Annotated in this window: 22 protein-coding genes; 10 read left to right on the forward strand and 12 right to left on the reverse strand. The window is 70.8% G+C overall.

What is annotated here, in order from left to right:
- Nucleotides 1–37: 37 nt before the first annotated feature.
- Together ABZ915_RS37945 and ABZ915_RS37950 are read left to right on the forward strand one after the other, a co-directional pair.
- Nucleotides 38–1,744, forward strand: coding sequence for a glycoside hydrolase family 18 protein (locus ABZ915_RS37945; RefSeq protein WP_361812934.1), 1,707 nt, complete (start codon nucleotides 38–40; stop codon nucleotides 1,742–1,744).
- 176 nt (nucleotides 1,745–1,920) lie between these two features.
- Nucleotides 1,921–3,276: a M14 family metallopeptidase gene (locus tag ABZ915_RS37950; protein ID WP_361812935.1), complete on the forward strand. Its 1,356-nt coding sequence runs from the start codon at nucleotides 1,921–1,923 to the stop codon at nucleotides 3,274–3,276.
- Between the two features lie 18 nt (nucleotides 3,277–3,294).
- On the opposite strand, the gene ABZ915_RS37955 is transcribed toward ABZ915_RS37950, so the two are convergent.
- The 5 genes from ABZ915_RS37955 to ABZ915_RS37975 all read right to left on the reverse strand — a co-directional run bounded on the left by ABZ915_RS37955 (nucleotide 3,295) and on the right by ABZ915_RS37975 (nucleotide 7,692).
- Complete coding sequence (locus ABZ915_RS37955; RefSeq protein WP_361812937.1) at nucleotides 3,295–3,819, reverse strand: hypothetical protein; 525 nt, start codon at nucleotides 3,817–3,819, stop codon at nucleotides 3,295–3,297.
- Between the two features lie 64 nt (nucleotides 3,820–3,883).
- On the reverse strand, nucleotides 3,884–5,365 hold the full coding sequence (locus ABZ915_RS37960; RefSeq protein WP_361812939.1) for a gluconate:H+ symporter: 1,482 nt from the start codon (nucleotides 5,363–5,365) through the stop codon (nucleotides 3,884–3,886).
- Nucleotides 5,366–5,480: 115 nt separating this feature from the next.
- On the reverse strand, nucleotides 5,481–5,891 hold the full coding sequence (locus ABZ915_RS37965; protein WP_361812941.1) for a RidA family protein: 411 nt from the start codon (nucleotides 5,889–5,891) through the stop codon (nucleotides 5,481–5,483).
- A complete protein-coding gene (locus ABZ915_RS37970) occupies nucleotides 5,888–6,649 on the reverse strand; it encodes an IclR family transcriptional regulator (RefSeq protein ID WP_361812942.1) in 762 nt (253 codons plus the stop codon). The genes ABZ915_RS37965 and ABZ915_RS37970 overlap by 4 nt, the downstream gene beginning before the upstream one ends.
- Nucleotides 6,646–7,692 carry a sugar kinase gene (locus ABZ915_RS37975; RefSeq protein ID WP_361812944.1) on the reverse strand — a complete coding sequence of 349 codons (1,047 nt, stop codon included), beginning with the start codon at nucleotides 7,690–7,692 and terminating at the stop codon, nucleotides 6,646–6,648. Before ABZ915_RS37975 ends, ABZ915_RS37970 begins: the two co-directional genes overlap by 4 nt.
- Before the next feature lie 134 nt (nucleotides 7,693–7,826).
- On the opposite strand from ABZ915_RS37975, the gene ABZ915_RS37980 reads away from it, so the two are divergent.
- Complete coding sequence (locus tag ABZ915_RS37980; RefSeq protein WP_361812946.1) at nucleotides 7,827–9,098, forward strand: amino acid deaminase; 1,272 nt, start codon at nucleotides 7,827–7,829, stop codon at nucleotides 9,096–9,098.
- A gap of 21 nt (nucleotides 9,099–9,119) precedes the next feature.
- Nucleotides 9,120–10,730, forward strand: a complete 1,611-nt coding sequence (locus ABZ915_RS37985; protein WP_361812948.1) for a D-aminoacylase — start codon at nucleotides 9,120–9,122, stop codon at nucleotides 10,728–10,730.
- A gap of 22 nt (nucleotides 10,731–10,752) precedes the next feature.
- On the opposite strand, the gene ABZ915_RS37990 is transcribed toward ABZ915_RS37985, so the two are convergent.
- Both ABZ915_RS37990 and ABZ915_RS37995 read right to left on the reverse strand, forming a co-directional pair.
- Nucleotides 10,753–11,631, reverse strand: a complete 879-nt coding sequence (locus ABZ915_RS37990) for a serine protease (protein WP_361812950.1) — start codon at nucleotides 11,629–11,631, stop codon at nucleotides 10,753–10,755.
- A gap of 153 nt (nucleotides 11,632–11,784) precedes the next feature.
- Entirely contained in the window at nucleotides 11,785–12,459 is a 675-nt protein-coding gene (locus tag ABZ915_RS37995) for a hypothetical protein (protein WP_361812952.1), read from the reverse strand.
- Between the two features lie 126 nt (nucleotides 12,460–12,585).
- On the opposite strand from ABZ915_RS37995, the gene ABZ915_RS38000 reads away from it, so the two are divergent.
- Together ABZ915_RS38000 and ABZ915_RS38005 are read left to right on the forward strand one after the other, a co-directional pair.
- Nucleotides 12,586–13,797, forward strand: a complete 1,212-nt coding sequence (locus ABZ915_RS38000; RefSeq protein WP_361812954.1) for a pyridoxal phosphate-dependent aminotransferase — start codon at nucleotides 12,586–12,588, stop codon at nucleotides 13,795–13,797.
- A gap of 52 nt (nucleotides 13,798–13,849) precedes the next feature.
- Complete coding sequence (locus ABZ915_RS38005) at nucleotides 13,850–14,272, forward strand: hypothetical protein (protein WP_361812956.1); 423 nt, start codon at nucleotides 13,850–13,852, stop codon at nucleotides 14,270–14,272.
- Between the two features lie 202 nt (nucleotides 14,273–14,474).
- Here the strand turns inward: ABZ915_RS38005 and ABZ915_RS38010 are convergent, their stop codons facing one another.
- Nucleotides 14,475–16,298 carry a phosphoenolpyruvate carboxykinase (GTP) gene (locus tag ABZ915_RS38010; RefSeq protein ID WP_361812958.1) on the reverse strand — a complete coding sequence of 608 codons (1,824 nt, stop codon included), beginning with the start codon at nucleotides 16,296–16,298 and terminating at the stop codon, nucleotides 14,475–14,477.
- Nucleotides 16,299–16,636: 338 nt separating this feature from the next.
- Here ABZ915_RS38010 and ABZ915_RS38015 point away from each other — a divergent pair, with 338 nt between their 5' ends.
- The 4 genes from ABZ915_RS38015 to ABZ915_RS38030 all read left to right on the forward strand — a co-directional run bounded on the left by ABZ915_RS38015 (nucleotide 16,637) and on the right by ABZ915_RS38030 (nucleotide 20,453).
- On the forward strand, nucleotides 16,637–17,350 hold the full coding sequence (locus ABZ915_RS38015; protein ID WP_361812960.1) for a hemolysin III family protein: 714 nt from the start codon (nucleotides 16,637–16,639) through the stop codon (nucleotides 17,348–17,350).
- Nucleotides 17,351–17,460: 110 nt separating this feature from the next.
- Complete coding sequence (locus ABZ915_RS38020; protein ID WP_361812962.1) at nucleotides 17,461–19,050, forward strand: MFS transporter; 1,590 nt, start codon at nucleotides 17,461–17,463, stop codon at nucleotides 19,048–19,050.
- A gap of 2 nt (nucleotides 19,051–19,052) precedes the next feature.
- Entirely contained in the window at nucleotides 19,053–19,688 is a 636-nt protein-coding gene (locus ABZ915_RS38025) for a TetR family transcriptional regulator (protein WP_361812964.1), read from the forward strand.
- Between the two features lie 33 nt (nucleotides 19,689–19,721).
- Complete coding sequence (locus ABZ915_RS38030; protein WP_361812966.1) at nucleotides 19,722–20,453, forward strand: Mut7-C RNAse domain-containing protein; 732 nt, start codon at nucleotides 19,722–19,724, stop codon at nucleotides 20,451–20,453.
- A gap of 6 nt (nucleotides 20,454–20,459) precedes the next feature.
- Here ABZ915_RS38030 and ABZ915_RS38035 read toward each other — a convergent pair whose 3' ends face one another.
- The 4 genes from ABZ915_RS38035 to ABZ915_RS38050 are packed head-to-tail and all read right to left on the reverse strand — an operon-like array spanning nucleotide 20,460 to nucleotide 26,970.
- Nucleotides 20,460–22,856, reverse strand: coding sequence for a galactose oxidase-like domain-containing protein (locus tag ABZ915_RS38035; protein ID WP_361812968.1), 2,397 nt, complete (start codon nucleotides 22,854–22,856; stop codon nucleotides 20,460–20,462).
- A gap of 15 nt (nucleotides 22,857–22,871) precedes the next feature.
- Complete coding sequence (locus tag ABZ915_RS38040; RefSeq protein WP_361812969.1) at nucleotides 22,872–24,056, reverse strand: glycosyltransferase family 2 protein; 1,185 nt, start codon at nucleotides 24,054–24,056, stop codon at nucleotides 22,872–22,874.
- Nucleotides 24,053–25,705, reverse strand: a complete 1,653-nt coding sequence (locus tag ABZ915_RS38045; protein WP_361812971.1) for a phospholipid carrier-dependent glycosyltransferase — start codon at nucleotides 25,703–25,705, stop codon at nucleotides 24,053–24,055. The genes ABZ915_RS38040 and ABZ915_RS38045 overlap by 4 nt, the downstream gene beginning before the upstream one ends.
- Nucleotides 25,702–26,970 (reverse strand): glycosyltransferase, encoded by a 1,269-nt coding sequence (locus ABZ915_RS38050; RefSeq protein ID WP_361812973.1) that lies wholly within the window; start codon nucleotides 26,968–26,970, stop codon nucleotides 25,702–25,704. Before ABZ915_RS38050 ends, ABZ915_RS38045 begins: the two co-directional genes overlap by 4 nt.
- Nucleotides 26,971–26,991 lie beyond the last annotated feature (21 nt).

Below are 26,991 nucleotides of genomic sequence, written 5' to 3' on the forward strand. Positions count from 1 at the left end.
ATTGACAGCCGTATTGGTCTGGACCAACTTGGAACGCATGCCTCCCCACACAGGACACAGCAGACGGGTGCGCTGGGCCGCCTCCGGCGCCCTCGCCCTCGCCCTCCCCCTGGCGGGCCTCACCGCCACCCCCGCGTCCGCGGCGGACGTGAACAACGTCAAGAACGCCGGTTTCGAGTCCGGCCTGACCAACTGGACCTGTTCCGCGAGCAGCGGTACGACGGTCGGCTCCCCGGTGCACGGCGGCTCGGCCGCGCTCAAGGCGACGCCGGCCGGGCAGGACAACGCCCAGTGCACCCAGACGGTGGCGGTGAAGCCGAACTCCACGTACACCCTGAGCGGGTGGGTGCAGGGCGGCTACGCCTACCTGGGCGTGACGGGCACGGGCACCACGGACGTCTCCGACTGGACCCCTGACTCCACGTCCTGGAAGCAGCTGTCGACGACGTTCACGACGGGCGCGTCGACGACCTCGGTCACGGTGTACACGCACGGCTGGTACGGCCAGGCCCCGTACTACGCCGACGACATCTCGGTGTACGGCCCGGACGGCGGCGGGGGCGGCGACCCGGCGCCGACGGTCCCGGCCGCGCCCGGCGGTCTGAGCGTGTCGGGTACGACGTCCTCGTCGGTGTCCCTGTCGTGGTCGGCGGTGTCGAACGCCACCGGCTACAACGTCTACCGCAACGGTACGAAGGTGGCGTCGGCCTCGGGCGCCTCGGCGACGGTAACCGGCCTGGCGGCCTCCACCTCGTACTCCTTCCAGGTCACGGCGACCAACTCGGCGGGCGAGTCGGCGAAGTCGGCGGCGGTGACGGCCACGACGGCGGCCACCGGCGGCGGGGGCGGCGGGGGTTCGCTGCCGAAGCACGCCGTGACGGGCTACTGGCAGAACTTCAACAACGGGGCCACGGTGCAGAAGCTCGCCGACGTCCCGTCCGCGTACGACATCATCGCGGTGGCCTTCGCCGACGCCACGTCGACCCCGGGCGCCGTGACCTTCAACCTCGACTCCTCCGGACTGGGCGGCTACACCGTCGACCAGTTCAAGGCCGACATCAAGGCCAAGCAGGCGGCCGGGAAGAAGGTCATCGTCTCCGTCGGCGGCCAGAACGGCACGGTGTCCGTGAGCGACTCGGCATCGGCGGCGAACTTCGCCAACTCGGTGTACTCGCTGATGCAGACGTACGGCTTCGACGGCGTCGACATCGACCTGGAGAACGGCGTCAACGCCACGTACATGAGCCAGGCGCTGCGTGCCCTGTCGGGGAAGGCGGGCTCGTCCCTCGTCATCACGATGGCACCGCAGACGATCGACATGCAGTCGACCTCGAACGCCTACTTCCAGACGGCCCTGAACGTGAAGGACATCCTCACGGTCGTCAACATGCAGTACTACAACAGCGGTTCCATGCTGGGCTGCGACGGCAAGGTGTACTCCCAGGGCTCGGTGGACTTCCTGACGGCCCTGGCCTGCATCCAGCTGGAGGGCGGGCTGTCGCCCTCCCAGGTCGGGCTCGGCCTGCCGGCCTCGACCCGCGCGGCCGGCAGCGGGTACGTCTCGCCCACGGTGGTGGACAACGCCCTCGACTGCCTGGCCAAGGGCACCGGCTGCGGCTCCTTCAAGCCCTCCAGGACCTACCCCGGCTTGCGGGGCGCGATGACCTGGTCCACCAACTGGGACGCGACGTCGGGGAACGCGTGGTCGAGTGTGGTGGGGGCGCATGTGCACGGGCTGCCGTAGCGGGCGGTGAGCCGACCACACCGTGAGGTGGGGGCGGGGCCGGTGTGCCCCCGCCCCCTTTTGCGCACTCTTGACCCTACTATTGACCCGATCATGTCAAAGCGACACCATGAGCGCCGACCTCCGCTCCACCCCACATCCGGCGACCCCGGAACCCTGGAGACCAAGGAGAGCTCATGCGACTTCGCACACGCGGTTCGAGCCTGCGGACCGGCAGACGTACCGCAGCGCTCGGCGCCCTGCTCGCCCTCGCCCTCGCGGCGCCCGTGACGGCGACGGCCACACATGCCACGGCGAGCAGCGCACGCAAGCCGGTGCCGTCGGCGGACGACATCCGGCAGTACGAGATCCACCAGAGCACCACGCCCGTGACCCGTACCGCGATCCAGCGGAGCGGCGTGACCGTGGACGAGGCCGACGAGGAGACGGTGGTCGTCTCCGGACGGGCCGACCAGATCAAGCGGTTACGGCAACTGGGCTATGACGTCAGCCCGTTGGGCGCCGCCCCGGACCGCTCGGACGGCGGCAGTGGACTGCGGCTCTACGACTTCCCCTCGGCCGACTCGAAGTACCACAACTACGCCGAGATGAACACGGAGATCGACCAGCGGCTGGCCGCCTACCCGAGCATCATGAGCAAGCGGGTGATCGGCAAGTCGTACCAGGGCCGGGACATCGTCGCCATCAAGGTGAGCGACAACGTGGGCACGGACGAGGACGAACCCGAGGTGCTCCTGACCTTCCACCAGCACGCCCGCGAGCACCTCACGGTGGAGATGGCGCTGTATCTGCTGCGTGAGCTGGGCGCCGGGTACGGAAGCGACTCCCGCACCACCAACCTCGTCAACAGCCGGGAGATCTGGATCGTGCCGGATCTCAACCCGGACGGCGGCGAGTACGACATCGCCACCGGGTCGTACCGGTCCTGGCGGAAGAACCGGCAGCCCAACTCCGGGTCCTCGTACGTCGGGACCGACCTCAACCGGAACTGGAACTACAAGTGGGGCTGCTGCGGCGGCTCCTCGGGGTCGACCTCGTCCGAGACCTACCGGGGCGCCGCCGCCGAGTCGGCGCCCGAGGTGAAGGTGGTCGCCGACTTCGTGCGCAGCCGGGTCGTCGGCGGGAAGCAGCAGATCAAGGCCGGCATCGACTTCCACACGTACAGCGAGCTGGTGCTGTGGCCGTTCGGGTACACGTACTCCGACACGGCGACCGGGATGACGGCGGACGACGCCGCCGCCTTCAAGGCCGTCGGCCAGAAGATGGCCGCGAGCAACGGCTACACGCCGGAGCAGTCCAGCGACCTCTACATCACGGACGGGTCGATCGACGACTACCTCTGGGGCACCCAGAAGATCTTCGACTACACCTTCGAGATGTATCCGACGTCCAGTTCCGGTGGAGGGTTCTACCCGCCCGACGAGGTGATCGAGCGGGAGACCTCACGCAACAAGGACGCGGTGTTCCAGCTGTTGGAGAACGCGGACTGCATGTACCGGTCCATCGGGAAGGAAGCCCAGTACTGCGGCTAGGGCCTGCCTTCCCGGCGGCTACTCCTCGAAGTAGGCGTCCAGCACGGCGTCCATCTGCTCGTCCCACTCCTTGAAGCGGCTCCTGGCCGGCGCCTCGATCTCGATCGGGTACCAGCGGCGGTCAGGAGTGTGCACCGTGACGGTGTACCGCTTGCCGAAGCGGGGGGACTCCGTCTCGACCGCGCCGATCTCGTCCCAGCGGAACTCGCAGGACTCCTCGTCGAGGCTGAGGCGGACGCCCTTCTGGTCGGCCACGACCTTGGCGCGGCGGTCGGAGGCCTCGAAGACGGGGCCGTCGGAGGCCTCTTCGGCTTCCTCTTCCGCTTCCGCTCTCTCTGCCTCCTCCCCGTCCTCGGCCTGCGCGGGAGGGGACGTCTCGTCGACCGAGGTCTCCGTGACCGCCTCCCCCTCCTCGGACTTGGCGTCCTCGGGCCTGGCGTCCTCGGGCTCCTCCGCCGCGGGCGAGGTGAGCCCGGGGATGAAGGCCGGGTCGAATCCGGCGCCCTCCAGGGGCTGGCTGCTCGAACCTATGCGCTGCTCCACGGCGGCAGTATGGACGACATACCTGTGCCGGAACCAGCCAGCCCGTCAATTGCCCACGCCCCGGCTACACGAACACGCTCAACACCCCCGCCACCACGAACCCCGCCACCGACAGCACGGACTCCAGCACCGTCCACGTCTTCAGCGTGTCCCGCTCGCTGATGCCGAAGTACTTGGCGACCATCCAGAAGCCGCCGTCGTTGACGTGGGAGGCGAAGATGGAGCCGGCCGAGATGGCCATGATGACGAGGGCCACGAAGGCCTGGGAGTGGTCGCCTTCGGCGAGCAGGGGCGCCACGATGCCCGCTGTCGTCACGATCGCGACCGTCGCCGAGCCCTGGGCGACCCGCAGGACGAGGGAGATCAGGTAGGCGAGGACGAGCACGGGCAGGCCGACGTCGTGGAAGGTGTCCGACAGGGCCTGGGCGACGCCGCTGGCCTTGAGGACCGCGCCGAAGACACCGCCCGCGCCGACCACCAGCAGGATGTTGCCGACCGGCTTCAGCGAGGCGGTCGACACCGTCTCCAGGGACTTGCGGGACCAGCCGCGCCGGATGCCGAGCAGGTAGTAGGCGAGCAGCAGGGCGATGGTGAGGGCGACGAAGGGGTGGCCGAAGAACTCGATGACCGAGCGGCCGGTGGAGGGGTCGAGGGCGACGGAGGAGAAGGTGGCGGCGAGGATCAGGATCAGCGGGGTGCCGATGATGCCGAGGACGGTGGCCAGGGGTACGGGCTGCTCCCGCGGTTCGACGCCGTCGCGCTGCTGCTCCTGGGCCACCGCGCGCTTGGCCTCGTCGGCGGCCTCGACCATGTCCTGCGGTACGGCGACGAAGATGCGCCTGCCGATCCACGCGGAGAACGCCCAGGCGGCGAGCACGGCGGGAATGCCGCAGACGACGCCCATGAGGATGATCCAGCCGAGCTGGACGTGCAGCAGACCGGCGGCGGCGACCGGGCCGGGGTGCGGCGGCAGGAAGGCGTGGGTCATCGACAGGCCGGCGAGCAGGGGAAGGCAGTACAGCAGGATGGACTTGCCGGAGCGCTTGGCGGCGGCGTAGACGATCGGCGCGAGGACGAAGATGCCGACGTCGAAGAAGACCGGGATGCCGAAGATCAGGCCCGTGAGGCCCATCGCGAGGGGGGCTCGTCGCTCGCCGAACAGGTTCAGCAGCCGCGACGCCAGCACCTCCGCACCGCCGCTGACTTCGAGGATCGCGCCGAGCATCGTGCCGAGGCCGATGATGATCGCGACATGGCCGAGGATGCCGCCCATGCCGGACTCGATGGTGGAGACGGCGTCCGAGCGCTGCACGGTGCCGAAGAGTTCGGTGACGGACAGGCCGGCCAGCAGGCCGACGGCTATGGAGACGGCGAGCAGGGCGACGAACGGCTGGAGTCTCGCCTTGATGATCAGGAAGAGCAGCAGGGCTATGCCGAGGGCGGCGACGAGCAGCAATCCCGTGGTGCCGTCGATGAGGAGGAGCAGGCCTCCGGTGTGGGGTGGGGCGGCGGGGGCGGGGGCGGTCGCGGCGAGCGGTAGGGACATGGGGGTCCTTTGTTTAAGTTCATGGAGCTTTCGGGCAGGGGGGATCGCGGCACGGCACCCCGGGGGTGTGGGGCGCCGTGCCGTGACGGCTTACGAGGTGGGGGGTGAGGGCGCGTCAGCCGAGTACGGCGAGCGCGTCGATCTCGATGAGGAGCCCGGCGGGGAGTCCGACGTACACCGTGGTGCGCGCGGCGGGCGGCTGGGTGAGGCCCTGCTCCTCGAAGTAGGTGTTGTAGATCGCGTTCATCTCGGCGAAGTGGGCGGTGTCCGTCAGATAGACGCGGATCATCATCGCGTCGTCCCAGCCGGCGCCGCCCTCCTCCAGGATGGCCTTGACGTTGGCGAGGGTCTGGAGGGTCTGCTCGCGCAGGGTGGGGCCGGCGGGCGTCGGCGGCTTGCCCTCCTCGGCCGGGAGGAAGCCGACCTGGCCGGCGACCTGGAGGATGTTGCCCTTCCTGACGCCGTGGGAGAACTTCGCGGGCGGGGTGGTGTGGGTCCTGGGGGTGAGCGCGGTCTTCTCGGTCATGTGGCTTCCTTGATCGGGGTCCTGCCGGAGTACTCGCCGCTGATGGCGTCCGCCGTACGGCGCACCAGCGGAAGCAGCGTGAGGAGTTCGTCGGCGGTGACGACGACGTTGGGCGCGGAGACCGACATGGCGGCGACCACCCGGCCGTCGGCGCCCCGGATCGGTGCGGCGACGCAGTTGATGGACTCCTCGTGGCCGCCGAGGTCGGTGGCCCAGCCCTGTTCGCGGACCTTCTCCAACTCCCGTAGGAAAGCGGGGGCGTTGGGGGTGGAACGGGCCGTGTAGAGGGGGTAGTCGAGCTTGTCGGCGAGGGCGCGGCGCTCGGGTCCGGGGAGGTCGGCGAGGAGCAGTTTGGCGACGGCCGCGACGGTGATGGCCACGGGCTTGCCGATCCGCGAGTACATGCGCACGGGGTAGCGGCTCTCCACCTTGTCGATGTAGAGGACCTCGCCCTCCTCGTACACGGCGAGGTGGACGGTGTGCCCGCAGCTCTCGTTCAGCCGGACCAGGTGGGGGTGGGCGATCTCGCGGATGTCGAGGTTCTCCATCGCCTCCTGGGCGAGGGCGAAGAGGCGGGCGCCGAGGCGGTAGCGCTGGTCGGACTGGCGGTAGACGAGGCCGTGCTCGTGGAGGGTGCGCAGGAGGCGCAGGGCCGTGGATTTGTGCACGCCCAGGCGGTCGGCCACCTGGCCGAGGTCAGCGGGGCCCTCGGCGAGCAGCGGCAGGATGCTCAGCGCTCGGTCGACGGTCTGGCTCATGGTGTGCGTACCTCCTCGTCGGCCCAGTGGGCGGCGTGTGTCCAGCCGGGGCCGAGTCGAAGTGTCCCCCACGCCTGTTCGTCGAGGGCGGCCAGCCGGTCGGCGTGGTCGCGGGAGGGAGGGGTGGCGAGGTCGCCGGGGACGGTGAGGGCGGCGGCGGCCATGAGGTGGCCGTGCCGGAGCCGGTCGCGGACGGGGAGTCCGCGCAGGGTGGCGGAGAGGAAGCCGGCGGCGAAGGCGTCCCCGGCGCCGGTGGTCGCCACCACGTCGACGGTGAGGGCCGGGACGAAGGCGGCACCGTCCGCGTGCAGGGCCGTCGCCCCGTGCGCGCCCTGCTTCACCACCAGGACCGCCGGTTCCGGGAGCGCGGCCCGGATGGCGGCCGGGCCGCCCTCGATGCCCCACGCCTCCTCCGCCTCGTCCTGCCCGACGAAGACGAGGTCCGCGGCCCGGGCCAGTTCCAGCAGCACCCGGGGTCCGTCCGCGCCGCCCCACAGTCCGGGCCGGTGGTTGACGTCGAAGGAGATCAGCGGGCGGCCGGGGCGGGGGGCGGTCAGCTCGCGCGTCAGCGCCAGGCAGTCCGGGGAGAGCGCCGCGGTGATTCCGGAGAGGTGCAGTACGCGCCCGGCGCGCACCTCCGTCAGGTCCACCGTGTCGGCCGACATCGCGGAGGCCGCCGACCCCGACCGGTAGTACGCCACCTCGTGGGCGTCGGTGCCCCGGTCCCCGGCGGTGCGGAAGTAGACGCCGGTCGGCCTGGCGGGGTCGCGGCGGACGGCGGTGACGTCGACGCCGTGTCCCCCGATCGTCTCGAGGAGGTGGTCGCCGAATCCGTCGGCGCCGACCCGGCTGACCCACCGCACGGAGTGGCCGGCGGAGGCCAGCACGCAGGCCACGTTGGACTCGGCGCCGCCGATCGCGCGGTCGAAGGACGGTACGTCCGCGAGGCGTCCGGGCCGGGTGGGCAGGAAGGTGACCATGGACTCGCCGAGCGCGACGACGTCCACGACGCCGGGGGCCTTGCGGGGTCCGGTGATGGTCACGATCGTCGTAGCTCCTCGGTCCGGGCGGGGTCGGCGGACGCCGTTGACCCCGGGTGGCCGAGATGTTAGACAGCGGTAAGCGACATACGCAACGAGCGTTGCAGATATTGCAACGCCCGACTTCAGGAGGCCTTATGAGCACCGAAGCGCTCGCCCGACTGGCCGGGGAACGCGTCGACCACCGCTTCAAGGGCCTTCCCCCGGACGCCGACGGCCTCACCGTCGGCGAACTCGCCGCCCAGCGCCGCAACCTCTTCACCGACGGTTTCGCGACCCCGGTCCTCGCCCTGTCCGCGGAGCGCCTGGAGCACAATCTGAAGCTCATGGAGACGTACGTGGCCCGCCACGGCCTCGCGTTCGCACCGCACGGCAAGACGTCCATGGCACCCCAGCTGTTCCAGCGGCAGATCGAGCACGGGGCATGGGGCATCACGCTCGCGATGCCCCACCAGGTGCGGGTGGCACGGGCGTTCGGGGTCCAGAGGGTGTTCCTCGCCAACGAGCTGGTCGACCCGGCGGCCCTGCGCTGGGTCTTGGCCGAGCTGGTCGCCGACCCCTCCTTCCGGTTCGTCTGCTACGTCGACTCGGTCCGCGGGGTGGAGCTGATGGACGCGGCGCTGAAGGGGGCCGCCCGCCCGGTGGACGTGGTGGTCGAGCTGGCCGCCGGGGAGGGCGCCCGGACCGGGGTGCGTACGGAGGCGGAGTGCGCGGCGGTCGCGGACGCGGTGGCGTCCGTGCCGACCCTGCGGCTGGTCGGGGTGGCCGGTTACGAGGGCGAGGTGCCTCAGGCCGATCCGAAGCGGGTGGACGCCTGGCTGCGGCGGCTGGTCGCGCTGGCCGTCGACTTCGACAAGGCGGGGCGGTTCGCGGCGGCCGGCCTCGACGAGATCGTGGTGAGCGCGGGCGGCAGCGCCTGGTTCGACGCGGTGGCCGACGTCTTCGCCGGCATCCCGGAACTCTCCCTGCCCGTCCTGAAGCTGCTGCGCTCCGGCGCGTACGTCTCGCACGACGACGGCCACTACCGGAAGCTCACGCCCTTCAACCGGGTGCCGGAGGAGGGCGCCCTGGAGCCGGCGTTCCGGTTGTGGGCGCAGGTGGTGTCCCGCCCCTCCGCCGAGCAGGCCTTCGTGAACGCGGGCAAGCGGGACGCGGCCCACGACCTCGACCTGCCCTTCGCCCAGGTGGTCCGCCGGGACGGTGTCGAACGGCCCGCCACGGGCATCTCCGTCACCGCCCTGTCCGACCAGCACGCCTGGCTCGGCACCACCGCCGAGGCGGACCTGGAGGTCGGCGACTGGCTGGGCATGGGGCTGTCCCACCCGTGCACGTCCTTCGACAAGTGGCCGCTGATCCCTCTGGCCCAGGCGGACGGCACGGTCGTCGACTACATCCGCACGTTCTTCTAGAGCTTTCAAGGGAGGCCGGACGTGGAAGACCTCGTCATCCGGGACGCCGACGTCGTGGACGGCAGCGGTGAGCCGTCGTACCGCGCGGACGTGGTGATCGACGACGGCAGGATCACCGCCATCGTCAAGGAGGCCGCGGCGGCGGGCTGCCAGCGCCCGCGCGCGATGCGGGAGCTGGACGCGGAGGGCCTGGTCCTCTCCCCCGGCTTCATCGACATGCACGCGCACAGCGACCTGGCCCTGCTGCGCGACCCCGACCACAGCGCGAAGGCCGCGCAGGGCGTGACGCTGGAGGTGATCGGCCAGGACGGGCTGTCGTACGCGCCGGTCGACGACCGTACGCTCGACGGGGTGCGCCGGGCGATCACCGGCTGGAACGGGTCCGGCGACGACATCGACTTCGACTGGCGGTCCGTGGGCGAGTACCTGGACCGGCTGGACCGGGGCATCGCCGTGAACGCGGCCTACCTGATCCCGCAGGGCACGGTCCGCGCGCTCGTCGTCGGCTGGGAGGACCGCCCGGCGACACCTCGAGAGCTGGTCCGGATGCGGGAGTTGGTCGCGGAGGGGATGGAGCAGGGCGCGGTCGGCATGTCGTCCGGGCTCACCTACACGCCCGGCATGTACGCCGACGACGCCGAACTCACCGAGCTGTGCCGGGTGGTGGGGTCGTACGGCGGCTACTACTGCCCGCACCACCGCTCGTACGGGGCGGGTGCGCTGGAGGCGTACGCGGAGATGGTGGAGCTGAGCCGGAAGGCGGGCTGCCCGCTCCATCTGGCCCACGCCACCATGAACTTCGGCGTGAACAAGGGCCGCGCGGCCGACCTGCTTACCCTCCTGGACGACGCGCTGGCCGCCGGGGCCGACATCAGCCTCGACACCTACCCCTACACGCCCGGCTGCACGACCCTCGCCGCGCTGCTGCCGAGCTGGGCGAGCGCGGGCGGCCCTCAGAGCGTCCTCGCGCGGCTCGCGGACGAGACGACGGCCGAGCGGATCCGGCACGACCTGGAGGTCACCGGCTCGGACGGCTGCCACGGCGTGCCCGTCGAGTGGGACACGATCGAGATCTCCGGCGTGGCGGACCCCGCCCTCGCCGGCCACGTGGGCCGTACGGTCCTGGAGTCGGCCCGGCAGCGCGGCGAGGCCCCCTGGACCACCGCCCGGCGGCTGCTGGTCGAGGACCGGCTGGGCTCGACGATCCTCCAGCACGTCGGCCACGAGGAGAACGTGCGGGCGATCATGCGGCACCGCACGCACACCGGCGGCTCGGACGGCATCCTCCAGGGCGCCAAGCCGCATCCGCGGGCGTACGGCACCTTCCCGCACTACCTCGGCCGCTATGTGCGGGAGTTGGGCGTGCTGTCGCTGGAGGAGTGCGTCCGGCACCTCACCGCGCGGCCCGCGGCCCGGCTGCGCCTGCCGGACCGGGGGCTCGTCCGTGAGGGGCACCGCGCCGACCTGGTCCTGTTCGACCCGGTGACGGTCGCGGCGGGGTCCACCTTCGAGCAGCCGCGCGCGCTGCCCGTCGGCATCCCGTACGTCCTGGTCGACGGCCGGTTCGTGATCGAGGACGGCCGCCGGACGGAGGTGCTGGCGGGACGGGCGGTCCGCCGGACTCCCCGGTGACCGCCCGCCCGTCATGCCCCGGTCACGGCTTGGGCAGGGTGCAGCCGCTGAGGGTGAGGTCGAGCTTGTTGCCGGTGGTGAAGCAGGCCGGGATGTTGTAGGTCTCCTCGGCGTAGTTGATGCCCTCGCGGACGGTCACGTTGCCGTTCGCGTCCACCTCGCACGGGTTGTTCTCGGTGCAGCGCTCGCCGTCCTCGTTGCCGGTGTTGTTGACGGCGACGACCTTGCCGGTGGAGTTGTCGATGACCGGCGAGCCCGAGGTGCCGCCGATGGTCTGGCAGGCGGAGGTGTAGCGGAGCGAGTCCTTCCAGGTCCAGTCGCCCTCCTTGAGGCGGTAGACGAACCCGTCGATGTTGCAGGCGTAGGTCCGCTTCCAGTAGCCGGAGACGACCGTGATGGCGCTGCCGGCGACCGGGTGGGTGTCCTGGAGGGTCAGCGCGCTGATCCCGTACGAGCTCTTGATCTGCGCGTATGTGGTGGTCAGCTGGTAGAGCGTGACGTCGGTGTCGGTCATCGTCGAGTACACGACCTTGCTCGCGCGCAGCGTGCCGACCCGGGTGGCCGAGGAGTTGAGCAGGCCGAAGGTGCGGCTGGAGGACTGGCCGACGATGACCTGGCCGGGCTCCGGGAAGCCGGTCTCCAGGCAGTGGCCGTTGGTCATGACCAGCGCCGGGTCGCTGTCCGCGGAGTTGGGGAGGCGGATGACCGAGCCGGAGCAGTTGCTGAGCGACACGGTGCCGGCGAAGTTGACGGCCTTGACCGAGGGCGCCGCGGCCTTGGTCACGGGGGCGGCGGCCTTCGCGGCGGCGCTCTCGGTGGTGGCCGTGGCGGCGGCCGCCGGTGCCATGCCCGCCCCGGTGATCACCAGGGTAGCGAGCGCGGCAAGGAGAGGCTTGTTCATGTGGGGGTCCCCTCTTCAGACGTGAGCGACCGGAGATCTTCCGGCCGCCGCCCGTCTTGTCATGTGCATTCTGATGTGAAGAGGGGGTGACGGCAATAAGCCGCATGCAATGCGCCGCTCGTCGCGCGAGGATCAACTCGCCACGAAACAGCCCTACTTGGGACCCTTGGTGTTCCCCCGGCCATGCCCCCTGGAGTTGCCCGGGCCGGACGTGACCGTCGTCGCGGAGGCGGTCGGTGCCGCGGGGGCCGAGGCGGTCGGCGTGCCCCGGGAAGGGGCGGTGGAGGTGGCGGGGCTCGCGGACCGTGCCGCGTCGTCCGGGCCGCCGCCGGCGGACGCCGTGCCTCCCGCTCCGACGGCGGCCGAGGCGCCGGTCCCCGGCGTGCCCGCCGTCGCGGCACCGGAGGAGTCCGACGGGGACGCCGACCGCGCGGGTGCCGTGTCGCCCTTCCCCGCCGTCGACGCCGTACGCCCCTGTGGCGCGTCCGACGACCCCGAGAGCGAGACCCCCACGATCACGGCCGCGAGCGACGCGACGCCCACCGCTCCGGCGGCGACGGCCGCACGGCGCCCGTTCCGGCCACCCGCCCGCCTCCGGGAGCTCCGCCCGGCGGCGTGGCGGTGTACGGCCCTGCCGCCGTCGGCCGGCCCCTCACCGGCGACCACCGGGAGCTCGCGCGTCTCGTCGTAGGCGCTGTTCTCCCAGCCGTGGGCGGCGGCCGGGTCGGTGTACTCGTCGTAGGCCGGAGCCGCCGGGGCCGACGGGTGGTACACGTTCGGCGGCGGCGCGGGCTCTCTGTCCGGTTGCGGCTGGGCGGGACTCGACATGGCCCGCGATTCTAGGTACGGGTGGGGCTCCTGGGACAGCTACCGGCGATAACAGACCAAACCGACCCGTCTCACGTGTCGGAAAACACGGCCCATGGTGCGTTACCGGGCCGTAAGCTCCCTCACATGCAGGTGATCCAGTCGACGAAGCTCGCCAACGTCTGTTACGAGATCCGGGGCCCGGTGCTCGAGGAGGCGATGCGGCTGGAGGCCGCGGGGCACCGCATCCTGAAGCTGAACACCGGCAACCCCGCCGCGTTCGGCTTCGAGTGCCCGCCCGAGATCCTCGAGGACGTCCTCCGCAACGTCTCCACGGCCCACGGCTACGGCGACGCCAAGGGCCTGCTGGCCGCCCGCCGCGCCGTCGTCATGCACAACCAGACCATCGGCATCGAGACGGACGTCGAGCACGTCTTCATCGGCAACGGCGTCTCCGAGCTGATCGTGATGGCGATGCAGGGCCTGCTGGACGACGGCGACGAGGTCCTCGTACCGGCGCCGGACTACCCCCTGTGGACCGCGGCGGTCTCCCTCTCCGGCGGCACGGCGGTCCACTACCGCTGCGACGAGCAGTCCGACTGGATGCCCGACCTCGCCGACGTGGAACGCAAGGTCACCGACCGCACCAAGGCGATCGTCATCATCAACCCGAACAACCCGACGGGCGCGGTGTACGACGAGACGGTGCTGCGCGGGCTGACCGACATCGCCCGCCGCCACAATCTGCTGGTCTGCTCGGACGAGATCTACGACAAGATCCTCTACGAGGGCGCGACGCACACGCCGACCGCGGCCGTCGCCCCGGACCTGATGACCCTCACCTTCAACGGCATGTCGAAGGCCTACCGGGTGGCCGGTTACCGGGTGGGCTGGATGTCGATCTCCGGCCCGCGCGCGCACGCCGACTCCTACATCGAGGGCCTGACCATCCTGGCCAACATGCGCCTGTGCGCGAACATGCCGGGCCAGCACGGGGTGGTGGCCGCGCTCAGCGGGCGGCAGTCGATCAAGGACCTGGTGCTGCCGGGCGGGCGGCTGAAGGAGCAGGTGGACGTCGCCTACGACCTGCTCACCCAGATCCCGGGCGTGACGTGCGTACGGCCGAAGGGGGCGCTGTATCTGTTCCCGCGCCTGGATCCGCAGGTCTTCAAGATCAAGGACGACCGGCGGATGGTCCTGGACCTGCTCCGCCAGGAGAAGATCATGGTGGTCCAGGGCACCGGCTTCAACTGGCCCGAACCGGACCATTTCCGGGTGGTGACCCTGCCGTCGGTGGGCGATCTGCGGGACGCGGTGACCCGGATCGGCACCTTCCTCGACGGCTACAGCCAACTTTAGACGAAATCTAAGCTAGGATGGCTTCCTGTCAGAGCACAGGAGGCCATCTCCCATGTACGAGCCGATCCGCACCGGACCCTCCCGCAGGTCCGCCCACCCCACGATGGCCGGCACCACCTCGAACTTCCCCCACCGGTCGCGCGAGGAGGAGCTGGACATCCAGCTCGCCGGCCACCTCGCGGCGCTCCTCGCCGTCACGGACGAGCTGCGCGCACTGGCTCCCTCGGCCGACCTGGACACGGCGGCCGAACGGCTCGCCGCGCAGGTCTCGCGCCTGCGGGGCGGCCGCGCTCCGCTCCGCGCGTCCACGACCGCGGCCACCGACCCGTCGACGCTCCACCAGCGGGCCCATGCCCTCGCGGGCCGCGCCCTGGTCGTCGCGGCCTCCCGCGCCGACACGGCGGCGGCGATCCTCGCGGCCGAGCGGATGGACGCCCACGCGGCGGCCCAGGAACCGATCAGCGCCGCCCACTGACCCCCCGGGGTCCCCTCGACGGCCCCGGTCCGCGTGCACCCGCAGCGACGCGCGGACCGGGCGCCACAGCACCGCGTTGGCCTTGGCCGGGTCTCTGGTCGGGCGGCGTGTCCATGCGCAAGTGGATTTGCCGTCCGGCGATCTCACACCGAAGGGCCGGACCCGCGACGGCCCTGTCGCGAATCCGGCCCCCAGTGTCACGTCAGCCCAGGCGGGACACCAGGGCGTGGTACTGGTCCCACAGTTCCTTCGGGGTGTGGTCGCCGAAGGTGTTGAGGTGCTCGGGGACCAGGCCCGCCTCCTCGCGCCAGACCTCCTTGTCGACCGTGAGCAGGAAGTCGAGGTCGGAGTCGGCGAGGTCGAGGCCGGCCGTGTCGAGGGCCTCGCGGGTCGGCAGCACGCCGATCGGGGTCTCGACGCCCTCCGCCTTGCCGTCCAGGCGCTCCACGATCCACTTCAGGACGCGGCTGTTCTCACCGAAGCCGGGCCAGACGAACTTGCCCTCGTCGTTCTTGCGGAACCAGTTGACGTAGTAGATCTTCGGCAGCTTGGACTGGTCCTTGTCCTTGGCCACGTCGACCCAGTGGGCCATGTAGTCGCCCATGTTGTAGCCGCAGAAGGGCAGCATCGCGAACGGGTCGCGGCGCAGTTCGCCCACCTTGCCCTCGGCCGCGGCGGTCTTCTCGGAGGCCACGTTGGCGCCGAGGAAGACGCCGTGGTTCCAGTCGAAGGACTCCGTCACCAGCGGCACCGCCGACGCCCGGCGGCCGCCGAACAGGATCGCCGAGATCGGCACGCCCTTGGGGTTCTCCCACTCCGGCGCGATGATCGGGCACTGCGAGGCCGGGACGGTGAAGCGGGCGTTGGGGTGGGCGGCCGGGGTCTCGGACGCCGGGGTCCAGTCGTTGCCCTTCCAGTCCGTCAGGTGGGCGGGCCGCTCCTCGGTCATGCCCTCCCACCAGATGTCGTCGTCGTCGGTGAGGGCGACGTTGGTGAAGACCGCGTTGCCCCACAGGGTCTTCATCGCGTTGGCGTTGGTGTGCTCACCGGTGCCGGGCGCGACGCCGAAGAAACCGGCCTCGGGGTTGATCGCGTAGAGCCGGCCGTCCTCGCCGAACCGCATCCAGGCGATGTCGTCGCCGATCGTCTCCACCGTCCAGCCGGAGATCGTCGGCTCCAGCATGGCGAGGTTGGTCTTGCCGCAGGCGGAGGGGAAGGCCGCGGCGACGTACTTCGACTCGCCCTGCGGCGGGGTGAGCTTCAGGATCAGCATGTGCTCGGCCAGCCAGCCCTCGTCGCGCGCCATGACGGAGGCGATGCGCAGGGCGTAGCACTTCTTGCCGAGCAGGGCGTTGCCGCCGTAGCCGGAGCCGTAGGACCAGATCTCGCGGCTCTCGGGGAAGTGCGAGATGTACTTGGTCGAGTTGCAGGGCCAGGGCACGTCCTCCTGGCCGGGCTCCAGCGGGGCACCGAGGGTGTGCACGGCCTTGACGAAGAAGCCGTCGTCGCCGAGCTCGTCCAGGACCTGCTGTCCCATGCGCGTCATCGTGCGCATCGACACGGCGACGTACGCCGAGTCCGTGATCTCCACGCCGAGCGCGGACAGCGGCGAGCCGAGCGGGCCCATGCAGAACGGCACGACGTACATCGTGCGGCCCCGCATCGAGCCGCGGAACAGCCCCTTCTCGCCCTGGAAGATGTCCCGCATCTCCGCGGGCGCCTTCCAGTGGTTGGTCGGACCCGCGTCCTCCTCCTTCTCGGAGCAGATGAAGGTCCGGTCCTCGACCCGGGCGACATCGGTCGGGTCCGAGGCGGCGTAGTAGGAGTGGGGGCGCTTGACCGGGTCGAGTTTCTTGAAGGTCCCCTTGGTGACGAGCTCCCCGCACAGTCGCTCGTACTCGGCCTCGGATCCGTCACACCAGACCACGTTGTCCGGCTGCGTCAGTTCGGCGATCTCGTTCACCCACGAGATCAGTTCCTGGTGGTTGGTGGGGATGACGGGGGGAGCCGCGATGTCGCGCGCCACGATTGCTCCTAAATGAGGGATTTTTTTTCTTTCTGGCCCCGTGGGGGCTGCGGCCCGGACGCTTCGTAGCCGCTCATCCGGTGCCGACCGCACTCATTTGATCATCCGATGCTACTGCGCATCTGTCCAGAGCGCCTCACAAGTGAGCGACGTGAGGAACGCCACGGTTAACCGCACCCTCCCGGGATAACTCCGGGCTTCTTTGCGTGCACGTTGGGTTCGCCTGAGAGACTTTTTGCGCCGCGGTTCCAGGCCGTCCGTGAGAGGATGGACACTCTCCGGCGGTCATCGACCGGGATTCGTCCGTAACTTACGGTTCCGTAGGTACGATGCGGGTCATGACTGCGTCCGTCCCCGACGCGCCCTCGGACACGCCGCCTGACGGCCGCGGTCCCGTCGCGCTCTCTCTGCCGCACCCGGTCAAGCCCAAGCTTCGTGGCTGGCTGCATCTGGGCATGTTTCCGGCCGTGCTCATCGCGGGCCTGGTGCTCACCGCCCTCGCCGACTCCACCCGCGGCCGGATCGCCTGCGGGATCTACGTTCTGACCGCCTGCCTGCTGTTCGGCGTCAGCGCGCTGTACCACCGGGGCAACTGGAGCCCGCGCATGGACGGCATTCTGCGCAGACTCGACCACGCCAACATCTTCCTGATCATCGCGGGCACCTACACCCCGCTGACCATGCTGCTCCTGCCGGGCGGCAAGGGGCAGTGGCTGCTCTGGAGCGTCTGGGCGGCCGCCGCCGCGGGCATCGTCTTCCGCGTCTTCTGGGTCGGCGCCCCGCGCTGGCTCTACACCCCCTGCTACATCGCGATGGGCTGGGCGGCCGTCTTCTTCCTGCCCGACTTCCTGCGCACCGGGGGCATCGCCGTCCTGGTCCTGGTGATCGTCGGCGGCCTGCTCTACAGCGCGGGCGGCGTGATCTACGGGATCAAGCGGCCCAACCCGTCACCGCGCTGGTTCGGCTTCCACGAGGTGTTCCACTCCCTCACCCTCGCCGCCTTCGTCGTCCACTACGTGGGCATCTCCTTGGTGGCGTACAAGCACCGCTGAAGCCCCCTTCCGCACAGTGGCCACGGCTCACGAGAGCCGTGGCCATTTTTCATGCCCTGACACTCACTAGATATTGACGGCTACCATGATTTGAGAGCTACTCTCATTTCATGGCTACTGTCACGAACTCCGAAGAGACGCGGCGCGACCCCCGCCGCTGGTGGGCCCTCGGGGCCCTGGTCGCGAGCATGCTGGTGCTCGGCTTCGACATGACGATCCTCAACGTGGCGCTGCCGAGCATGGCGGCGCAGCTCGGTGCCGGCACCGGCGAACAGCAGTGGATGGCGGACGCGTACGTCATCGTCTTCGCGGCGCTGATGCTCCCCGCCGGACTGCTCGGCGACCGCTTCGGACGCCGCCGGATGCTGATCGCCGGCCTCGGCGTCTTCCTGGCGGGCTCGCTGGTCGGCTCGCTGGCCGGGGACGTGAACTGGGTGATCGCCGCCCGCGCGTTCATGGGCGTCGGCGGCGCCCTGATCACCCCGCTCGCGCTGTCCATCCTGCCCTCGCTGTTCGGGTCGGACGAGCGCACCAAGGCCGTCGGCATCATCTCCGCCGCCTCCGCGCTCGGCATGCCGCTCGGCCCGATCATCGGCGGCTGGCTGCTGAACCACTTCTGGTGGGGCTCGGTGTTCCTGATCAACGTGCCCATGGTCGGCATCGGCGTCGCGGCCTGCGTCTTCCTGCTCCCCGAGACCCGCGACCCGGCCTCCCCCGAGGTCGACGTGCTCTCCACCGCGCTCACCGTGGCGGGCCTCGGCGCCCTCATCTACGCGATCATCGAGGCGCCCGACCGCGGTTGGGGCGACCCGCTGGTGGCCGGGATGTTCGCCGCCGCCGCCGTGCTCCTCACCGCACTGGTGCTGCGCGAGCGCCGGATGACCCGGCCCATGCTCGACATGACGCTGCTCGGCCAGCGCGGCTTCCTGCTCAACACCCTCGCCGCGACCCTGGTGATGTTCGTCCTGTCCGGCCTGATGTTCGTCCTGCCGCCGTACCTCCAGGCCGTCCTCGGGCACGACGCCTTCGGCACCGGCCTGAGGCTGCTGCCGATGATGGGCGGGCTGATGGTCGCCGCGAAGGGCGCGCAGCCGGTCGTCGCCCGGTTCGGGGCGCGGGCCGTGGTCAGCGCGGGCCTGGTGGTGCTCGCCTTCGCCGCACTGCTCGGCAGCCGTACGAGTGTGGACTCCGGCTACGGGTTCACCGCGCTGTGGCTGTCGATCGCCGGGCTGGGCTTCGGTTTCTCGGTGGTGCCCGCGATGGACGGGGCGCTGGCGGCCCTGCCCGCCGACCGGGCCGGCAGCGGCTCGGGGCTGCTGATGACGCTGCGCCAGGTGGGCGGCGCGATCGGGATCGCCCTGCTGGGCAGCCTGCTGGCGAGCGCCTTCCGCGACCGGCTGGACGTCACCGGGCTGCCCGGCGAGGCCGCGCACACCGCCGGGGAGTCGGTGGTCGCCGCGCACATCGTCGCCGAGAAGGCGGGTTCGGCCCACCTGGCCGCCTCCGCGAACGGCGCCTACGTACACGGCATGGGCCTGGTCCTGCTGGTCTGCGGCATCGCCGCCCTGCTCACCGCACTGCTCGCCGCGGCGTTCCTGCCCACCGCCCCGGCCACGGACGCCAAGCGCCCCGCCCCGGCCACGGACGGCCAGGTTCCCGCCCAGGCCCCGGGCGTGGTCGCCTCCGAGCTGGATGCCTGACAATGACCACCATGACGGCACGCACCTCCTCCCCGGCCGACCGCCCGCAGCTGAGCCTGCGGGAGCGGAAGAAGATCAAGACCCGTGAGGCGATCCGCACGGCGACGTACGCCCTGGTCGAGGAGCAGGGCTACGACGCCACCACGATCGAGCAGATCGCCGACCGGGCCGAGGTCTCGCCGTCGACCGTCTTCCGGTACTTCCCGACCAAGGAGGACATCGTCCTCACGGACGAGTACGACCCGGTCCTCCTCCAGGAACTGCGCGCCCGGCCCGCGGACGAACCGTGGGCCGAATCCCTGCGGCACGTGATGCGCAAGGCCGTCGCCGCCGGGATGCAGGACGACCCCGAGGTGGCCCGGCTGCGGGCCCGCCTCGGGGCCGAGGTGCCGGCGGTCCGCTCCCGGATGCTGGAGAGCATGTCGGCCACCGGCCGGCTGCTCCGTGAGGCGATAGCGGACCGCACCGGCCTGGCACCCGACTCCCTGGAGGTCCGGGTCCAGGCGATGTCCCTCGTCGGAGGGCTGATGGAGGTCTCGATGTACTGGGCGGAGAACGGCTACCAGGGAGACCTCAGCGAGCTCATGGACCGCGCCCTGGACGTCATGGAACACGGCCTGCCCACCGAAAACCGCTGAGGCCCGGCCCCCTCCCCGTGCGATCCTGACCAGGTGAACGGTCCCGAGATCCACGTCGAAGTCGCCCCCGAGCTGCGGCTGTTCGTGCCGCACGCCCGGCGCCTGGGCGCCACCTTGCTCCCCACCGACGGCGTCTCGACCCTCGGCCACGTCGTCGAGTCCCTCGGCGTCCCGCTGACCGAGGTCGGCGCACTGGTCGTGGACGGCCGCGAGGTGCCCACCTCGCACGTCCCGGCGGCCGGCGAGCGGGTGGACGTACGCGCGGTCGAGCGCCCCCAGCAGGTGCCCGGCGCTCCCCTGCGTTTCCTCCTCGACGTCCATCTCGGCACCCTGGCCCGCCGGCTGCGCCTGCTCGGCGTGGACACGGCGTACGAGTCGACGGACATCGGCGACCCGGCACTGGCCGCCCGCTCGGCGGCCGAGCGACGCGTCATGCTCAGCCGCGACCGGGGCCTGCTGCGCCGCCGCGAACTGTGGGCGGGCGCCTACGTCTACAGCACCCGCCCCGACGACCAGCTCCGCGACGTCCTCGACCGCTTCCACCCCGACCTGCGCCCCTGGACCCGCTGCACCGCGTGCAACGGCGTGCTGCGGGACGCCACGAAGGAGCAGGTCGCCGACCAGCTCAAGCACGGCACCCAGCGCTCGTACGACGTCTTCGCCCAGTGCGCGCAATGCGGTCGCGCCTACTGGAAGGGCGCGCACCACGACCAGCTGGAGGCCATCGTGGAGCGCGCCCTCGCCGAGTTCACGGACCGGGGCTAGCCGGCGTCAACGCCTCTTCAGGTCCCCCTTTCCGCAGGCCAGTCCGTCCCGGTCCGGGTCGAGGCCCAGGGGGTCGTCCGCGCCGTTGGTCCTCAGGCGGCCGTAGTGGTTCCGCGCGAGCCAGGCGCAGCGGGCCGCCGTCGTCTTCTTCACCCCGGGCGGGAAGACGGTCGGCACGCACACGTTGACCGAGCCGTAGTGCCGGTCGCAGCCGGAGAGGGTGGGGCTGACCTGCTGCGCGGCGCGCTTCCTGCCGGGCCCGGAGACCTTGCCCCGGGGGGAGTCGGCGAAGGCGTGGACGTGCGGGGAGGCGTCGGAGGCGCTGAGCGCGGCCGGACCCTGGAGGTGCACCCACTTCGCCACCGAGGGCACGCCGTTCGCGTCGACCGCGAAGAGCATGTACCAGCCGGGCGGGGCCAGGTTCGGGTTGCTCGTCACGTTCAGGTCGACGTTGTCGCCGTCCACGGACAGGGGCAGGTCGACGAAGCGCTGGTTGGGGTCGGAGGAGTGGGTGACCGCGGCGGGGCGGATCAGTTCCGCCTTGGCGATCGGGCGGTCGACGGTGATCCGCTGGGTGTCGCCGTACTTCCACTCGGTGTTGATCAGCGAGGTGATCGTCGGGCGGGTCCCCTTGTAGAGGTAGGGCGGGGTGTAGATCGACACGTTGTGGTTCCAGGTGCCGTTGCCCGGGTTGTCGCCCGTCGACATCACCCGGCCGTCGGGCAGCAGGAACGAGGACGAGTGGTAGCCGCGGGCCTGCGGATCGGCGGCCACCGGGTCGAAGGCGGAGGTCGCCGGGTCGTAGATCGACGACTCGTACACCGGGTTGGCCCGGTTGTGCAGCGCGCCGCCCGTCTCCAGCACCTTGCCGTCGGGCAGCAGCACGGCGGAGACGTACATCTTGCCCTGGTTCCCGGTCTCCGGCTGTGGTCCGTTGCCGAGGTCGACCGTGCCCTGCGGCAGCGGCGGCCCGGCGGCGTACGACGGGTCGGCCTGCTTGAGGTCGATGATGTCGGTCAGGCGGTTGGCGTCCGGGTTGGAGTCGATGTTGCCGCCGCCGATGGTGAGGACCTTCTGGTCCTGCGCCGGGGGCAGCAGCACGCTCGCCGACTGGTCGCGCTCGTCCTTGTTCCGCAGGCCCGGGATCTGCGTGATCGTGTTGGCGCCGTAGTCGTAGATCGCCGAGCCGGTGCCCGGGATGTTGTTGCCGAAGACGTGGCTGCCCGAGTAGAAGAGGCGGCCGTCCTGCATCAGGATCATCGAGGGGTACAGACCCCAGTACGACCAGGTCTGGTTGACCTGCCAGAGCGCCAGCCACTTCTGCTGGGCGTCCGACCAGTACTCGGCGGTCACCGAGCCGGTCGAGTCCTCGCGCAGCCCGCCGAAGGAGATCACGTCTCCGTTGCCGAGCTCGGTCGCCGACGGGTACCAGTGGCCGTCGTTGAGGTCGTTGGTCCTGCTGTAGGTCTCGGTCCTCGGGTCGAAGATGTACGAGTCCTTGAAGCCCTCGTAGCCGTGCCCGCCCGCGACCGGGTACGCCTTGTTGCCGCTCATGACGAGCACGCGCCCGTCCTGGAGCTGGACGTGTCCGGCGCAGAACATGTCCTTCGGCGTCGGGACCACCTTGTAGGTGCCGTTCGCCGGGTCGTACACGGCGCTGGTGAACGTGCCCGCGTCGAACTGCTCCTCGCTGTTGCCGGAGCCCGCGATGAGCAGCACCTTGCCGTTGTCGAGGACGACGGAGTGCATGGAGCGGACCGGGTTCTGCGTGGGCAGCACCGACCAACTGCCGTTCGCGCACTGGTCGGTGGTGCCGGTGCACCGGGCGGGCGGGACGGTGTCCGGGACCTGCTCCATCGAGTAGTCGTCGGTGGTCGCCGACCCGGTGCCGTACACCGAGACGCCCCAGGTGATCCGGTCGGTGCCGGCCGGGACCTCGGGAGTGCGGACCGTGGCCTCGGTCCAGGCGGAGGCCATGTCCAGGGTCTTGAGGTCGGTCCAGTACTGCCAGCCGGCGGTCGCGTCGTGCCGGAACAGCGTGACGGAGGTGTCCGGGGTCGTCGACCTGTACCAGAGCGACAGGTCGTACTGCCTGCCCGCGCTCACCACCGGCGCGCACTCCGTCGACTCGGTGATCAGGGCCTTGCGGTCGCCGTCGACGCGGCGGGTGAGCGTGACCTTCATGGCCTTGCCGCCCAAGTGGGCGTCGGTCGTGGTGTCGAAGGTGAAGTCGTTGTCGCCCCAGCCCGACTTCTCCCAGCAGTACGGCATGCCGTCCGTGCCGGCGGTCTCGAAGCCGGGGTTCTTGATGAGGTTGGCGGCCTCGGCGGACTGGGGTGAGGTGAGGAGGAGACCGGCGGTCAGGGCGCCCACCCCGACCAGTGCGGTCCTTCTTCGGCGCATGTTCACACGGCTCCCTTAGGCGGCGGTACGGCTTTCACGGCGGCGGCGCGGGAGATAGACCAGCGCCTCCGTCCCCACGAAGCGCAGGACGAACGTCGTCACCAGCGCGAGTGCGGTGGCGGGCAGCGCGCCCATCCCGAACCGGTCGACGAACAGCGCGATCAGCGGGATGCGCAGCACCAGGTCGGCGTTGGCGAGCAGCGCGAACCGGCCGGCGCGGTCCCACCAGCGCCGGTGCCCGCGCCGGTCGCGGAACAGCAGCTGCTCGATGAGCAGGAAGTTCCAGGCGACGCCGAGCTGGTTGGCGAGGATCTCGGCGGGGACGTAGTGCGTTCCGAGCACGGTCAGCGCCCACAGCCCGACGAGGTTGGGGACGAAGCCGGTGGCGCCGATCAGGCCGAAGCCGACCATGCGGGCGACCGGCGAGGCGGTGCGCAGGCCGGCCAGGTGGCGCAGGAAGCGCATGCCTTCCCGCGCGGACGACTTGGACTCGCCGGCGAACCGGTCCTGGAAGACGAACGGCACCTCGGTGACCCGGCGCGGGCGGCTGCGCACGGCCAGCTCGAGCAGGATCTTGTAGCCGAGCGGTCTGAGCACGTCGGCGGTGACCGTGCCGCGCCGGATGGCGAAGAAGCCGCTCATCGGGTCGCTGATGCCGTGCAGCCTGCGGGGGAAGAGGGATTTCGTCAGCCAGGTCGCTCCGCGGGAGACGGCCACCCGGTAGCCGCCCGCGAGTCCGGCGCGGCTGCCGCCCTTGATGTACCGGGAGGCGACGACGAGCCCGGCGTTCGCCCGTTCGCCGGTGGCGACCAGTTCGGGGACGAGGGAGGGCGGGTGCTGGCAGTCGCCGTCCATGACGACGATCCACTCGGAGGAGGCCGCCCTGAGCCCCTCGACGACCGCCCCGCCGAGCCCGCCCACCGGTTCCTCGCGGTGCAGCACGGTCACCGGGAACGGGCAGTCCTGCGCGGCCTGCCGGATGACGTCCGGGGTGTCGTCGGTGGAGTCGTCCACGAAGACCACCTCGCAGGGCAGCCGGGACGGCACCGACTCGGTGATCTGCTGGAGGAGCCGGCGGATGTTGGCCGACTCGTTGAAGGTCGGTACGACGATGGTGACGGCCCCCGGCTCGGCCACTTCCGCCGCCCGTACCGCCGGGTCGCCCAGCTCGCCGGGGACGGTGTACTCGTGGCCGCTCATCGGGCGCCTCCCGTGTGGGCGGTCTGGATCCGCCGGATCTCGATGCGGTCCGGGCCGGTGCCGAAGGTGGCGACCGGGGTGGAGTGCTGGATGGCCGCCCGTACGTCGGGCAGGTCGCGGGCGTCGCGCCGGACCGTGGGCGAGGCGACCACGTAGTCGAGGTCCCGCCAGCCGTGCGGCATGGTCCTGGTGACGGCCGGGTCGAGGTCGGCCTTGTAGAACCAGATCGCCCCGAGCCCGGGCCGGTACCCGGCGTGCACCAGGTCCAGCCAGAGCGCGTCGTCGACCAGGACCCGGGTGTCCTCCGGGTCCCCGACCTTGCTGCCGAGCCACTTCGAGGCCTGCCGGTAGGGGGCGTTGGCGTCGGCGGTGACGGCGGTGCGGTCGCCGTCGTACCAGTGCGGTACGACGTAGGCGCTGGCGGCGAGGGCGAGGACCGCGGCGAGCGCGTACCGGCCCCCGGTGACGTACGGCTTCTCGCTCTCCGCCCGCCACCTGCGCAGCACGGCGTGGGCGACGGACGCGGCGCCCCCGGCGAGCACGAGGGCGAGGAAGGGCAGGGCGCCGATGACGTACATGGCGGGCAGGTAGCCGTTCGGCCGCATGGCCACGGCGGCCAGGATCGCCACGGTCAGGGCCGGTCCGGCCAGGGCGCGGGCGGTGACCGACCAGCGCCAGGTGGCCAGCAGGAGCAGGGCGCCGGCGAGACCGCCGAGGGGCAGGACGCGGTCGTAGTACAGCCAGGAGTGCAGCACCCCGAACGAGCCGGAGGACCGGTCCAGGATGAAGCCCGAACCCGGCCTGGACATCTGGTACTTGACCCCGTCCCAGAGCGACACGTGCCCGCTCCCCGGGAACAACTCGCCCTTGAGCAGGGCGAAGAGGGGGTAGGAGAAGCCGATCAGGGCGCAGGCGGTGACGGCGCCGGTGAGGGCGAACTTGCGGGTGTCGCGGTGGCTGTGCCGCCACATCGTGACGAACAGGGCGGGCAGGACGACGAGCATCGTCTCCTTGGTGAGCACGCCCGCCGCCGCCGCGAGTCCCGCGCCGAAGTGGTGCCAGAGGTGGCGGCTGGGCGAGGCGGCGAGGCAGAACGCCAGCAGCAGCCACATCACCGCGATGTTGTCGAGGAAGATCTCACGCTGGAGGACGACCGACAGCGGGGACAGCCCGAAGAGCGCCATGCCGAGTCCGGCGGCCCAGCGGGGCAGCGACAGCCGCCGCCCGAGGACGTAGACCAGGACCGCGCTCACCGCGCTGATCAGCAGCATCGCGACGCGCATGGTGCCGACGGTCATCGAGCCGGGGCTGAGCGCGGACGGGATCCAGGTGAGCAGGGCTATCTGGATCCAGCCCAGCGGCGGGTGGTCGTACCAGTAGGTGTAGTGGGCCAGGCCCCTGCCCTGCTGGACGGCCCAGGCCTGGGCGAGGTAGGTGCCCTCGTCGTCGCTGAGGGTCGGGTAGTCGGCGATGTTCCAGCCCTGGACGACGAGGATCGCGGTGAGCAGGGCACCGCACAGGAGCAGGTCGGGGCGGGAGGAGCGGAGTCGGAGCGGCGGGCGCGTTCGACCGGTCGAACGTGCTTCAGGCGCAGGTCGGCGTTGCGCGGGGACCTGAGGAACGGTCACCGCGGGAAGGGTCGAGGTCACGCAGGAACGTCCTCTCGGATCGTCTCGGCCGCGGTGAGGTGCGCGCCGACATGAGTGGTCAGCTCCCAGTCGTTGCGGCCGCGTTGCTCGCGCCAGACGGCGCGGATCGCGGCCCCGGCGAGGAGGACCTGGTAGAAGGGGCCGCCCACGATGAGCTTCACGTAGTGGACGAAGCGGACGCGCAGGCCGTACTGGATGCCGAAGTCGTGCAGCCCGACCACCTCGAAGACGAAGGTGACGGCGGCGGTGACCAGCGGCAGGAAGGTGAGGAAGGCGATCCCGACGGGCACGTCGAGGAGAAGCGCGACGGCGGCGTTGAGCGGGATGACCACGCCGGAGAAGGCTTGCAGGAACGGTGTCATCAGCGTGTACCGGGCGAGCAACCGCTGGCCGAGGCCCGGCAGTTGCTTCCAGTCCCGCTTCCGGTACACCTGGAGGAAGCCCTGGTTCCAACGGGTGCGCTGCTTCAGCAGCGACATCAGGCTGCCGGGCGTCTCCTCACGGGTGACCATGTCGGAGTCGTAGGCGACGACGACCTTCTTGCCGACGCTGGACAGACGCACGCCCAGGTCGCAGTCCTCGGCGAGGCAGTTGGGGTCCCAGCCGTCCGCTTCCCTGAGGACGCCGGTCCGCACGAAGACGGTGTTGCCGCCGAGCGGGATGAACCCCTTCTGCGCGTGCAGGTGCAGCCGGGAGCGGAACCAGAAGAAGTACTCCAGGCAGTTGCGCAGGCTGTACCAGCTGGAGTGGAAGTTGATGAGCTGGACGCCGCCCTGGACGACGTCGGCACCCGTGGTGCGGAACGCGTGGTCGACGTGGGCGAGCAGCTCGGGATGTACCTGGTCCTCGGCGTCGAAGACCCCGACGACCTCGCCGCGGCAGTGAGGCAGCGCCGTGTTCATGGCCTTCGGCTTGTTCTTCTTCTCGTGGGTGTCGACGACGACCCGGACGCGCGGGTCCCGCTCGGCGGCCTTGTGGGCCACCTCCGTGGTCTCCGGGTCGTCGTGGCCGACGATCACGATGATCTCGAAGTCGGTGTGCGTGGACTCCAGCAGCCGCTGGATGGTGTGGTCCAGCACGGCCTGTTCGTGCCGGGCCGGCAACAGCAGTGAGAACGACACGTGTTCGTCGCCGTCCGGTCTGCTGAAACGGGTGGAGGCGAGCACTTCGGGCGTGCGCCACGCGTGCATCTGCCACCACAAGGTGAAGGCCGCCATCCAGAACAGGGCCAGTGAGACGGCGGCGATGAAGACAGACGTCAGCAAAAAAGATCCCCCCAGATCCCC

Origin of the sequence: Streptomyces sp. NPDC046915 (assembly GCF_040644935.1) — a bacterium.
Lineage (GTDB): Bacteria > Actinomycetota > Actinomycetes > Streptomycetales > Streptomycetaceae > Streptomyces.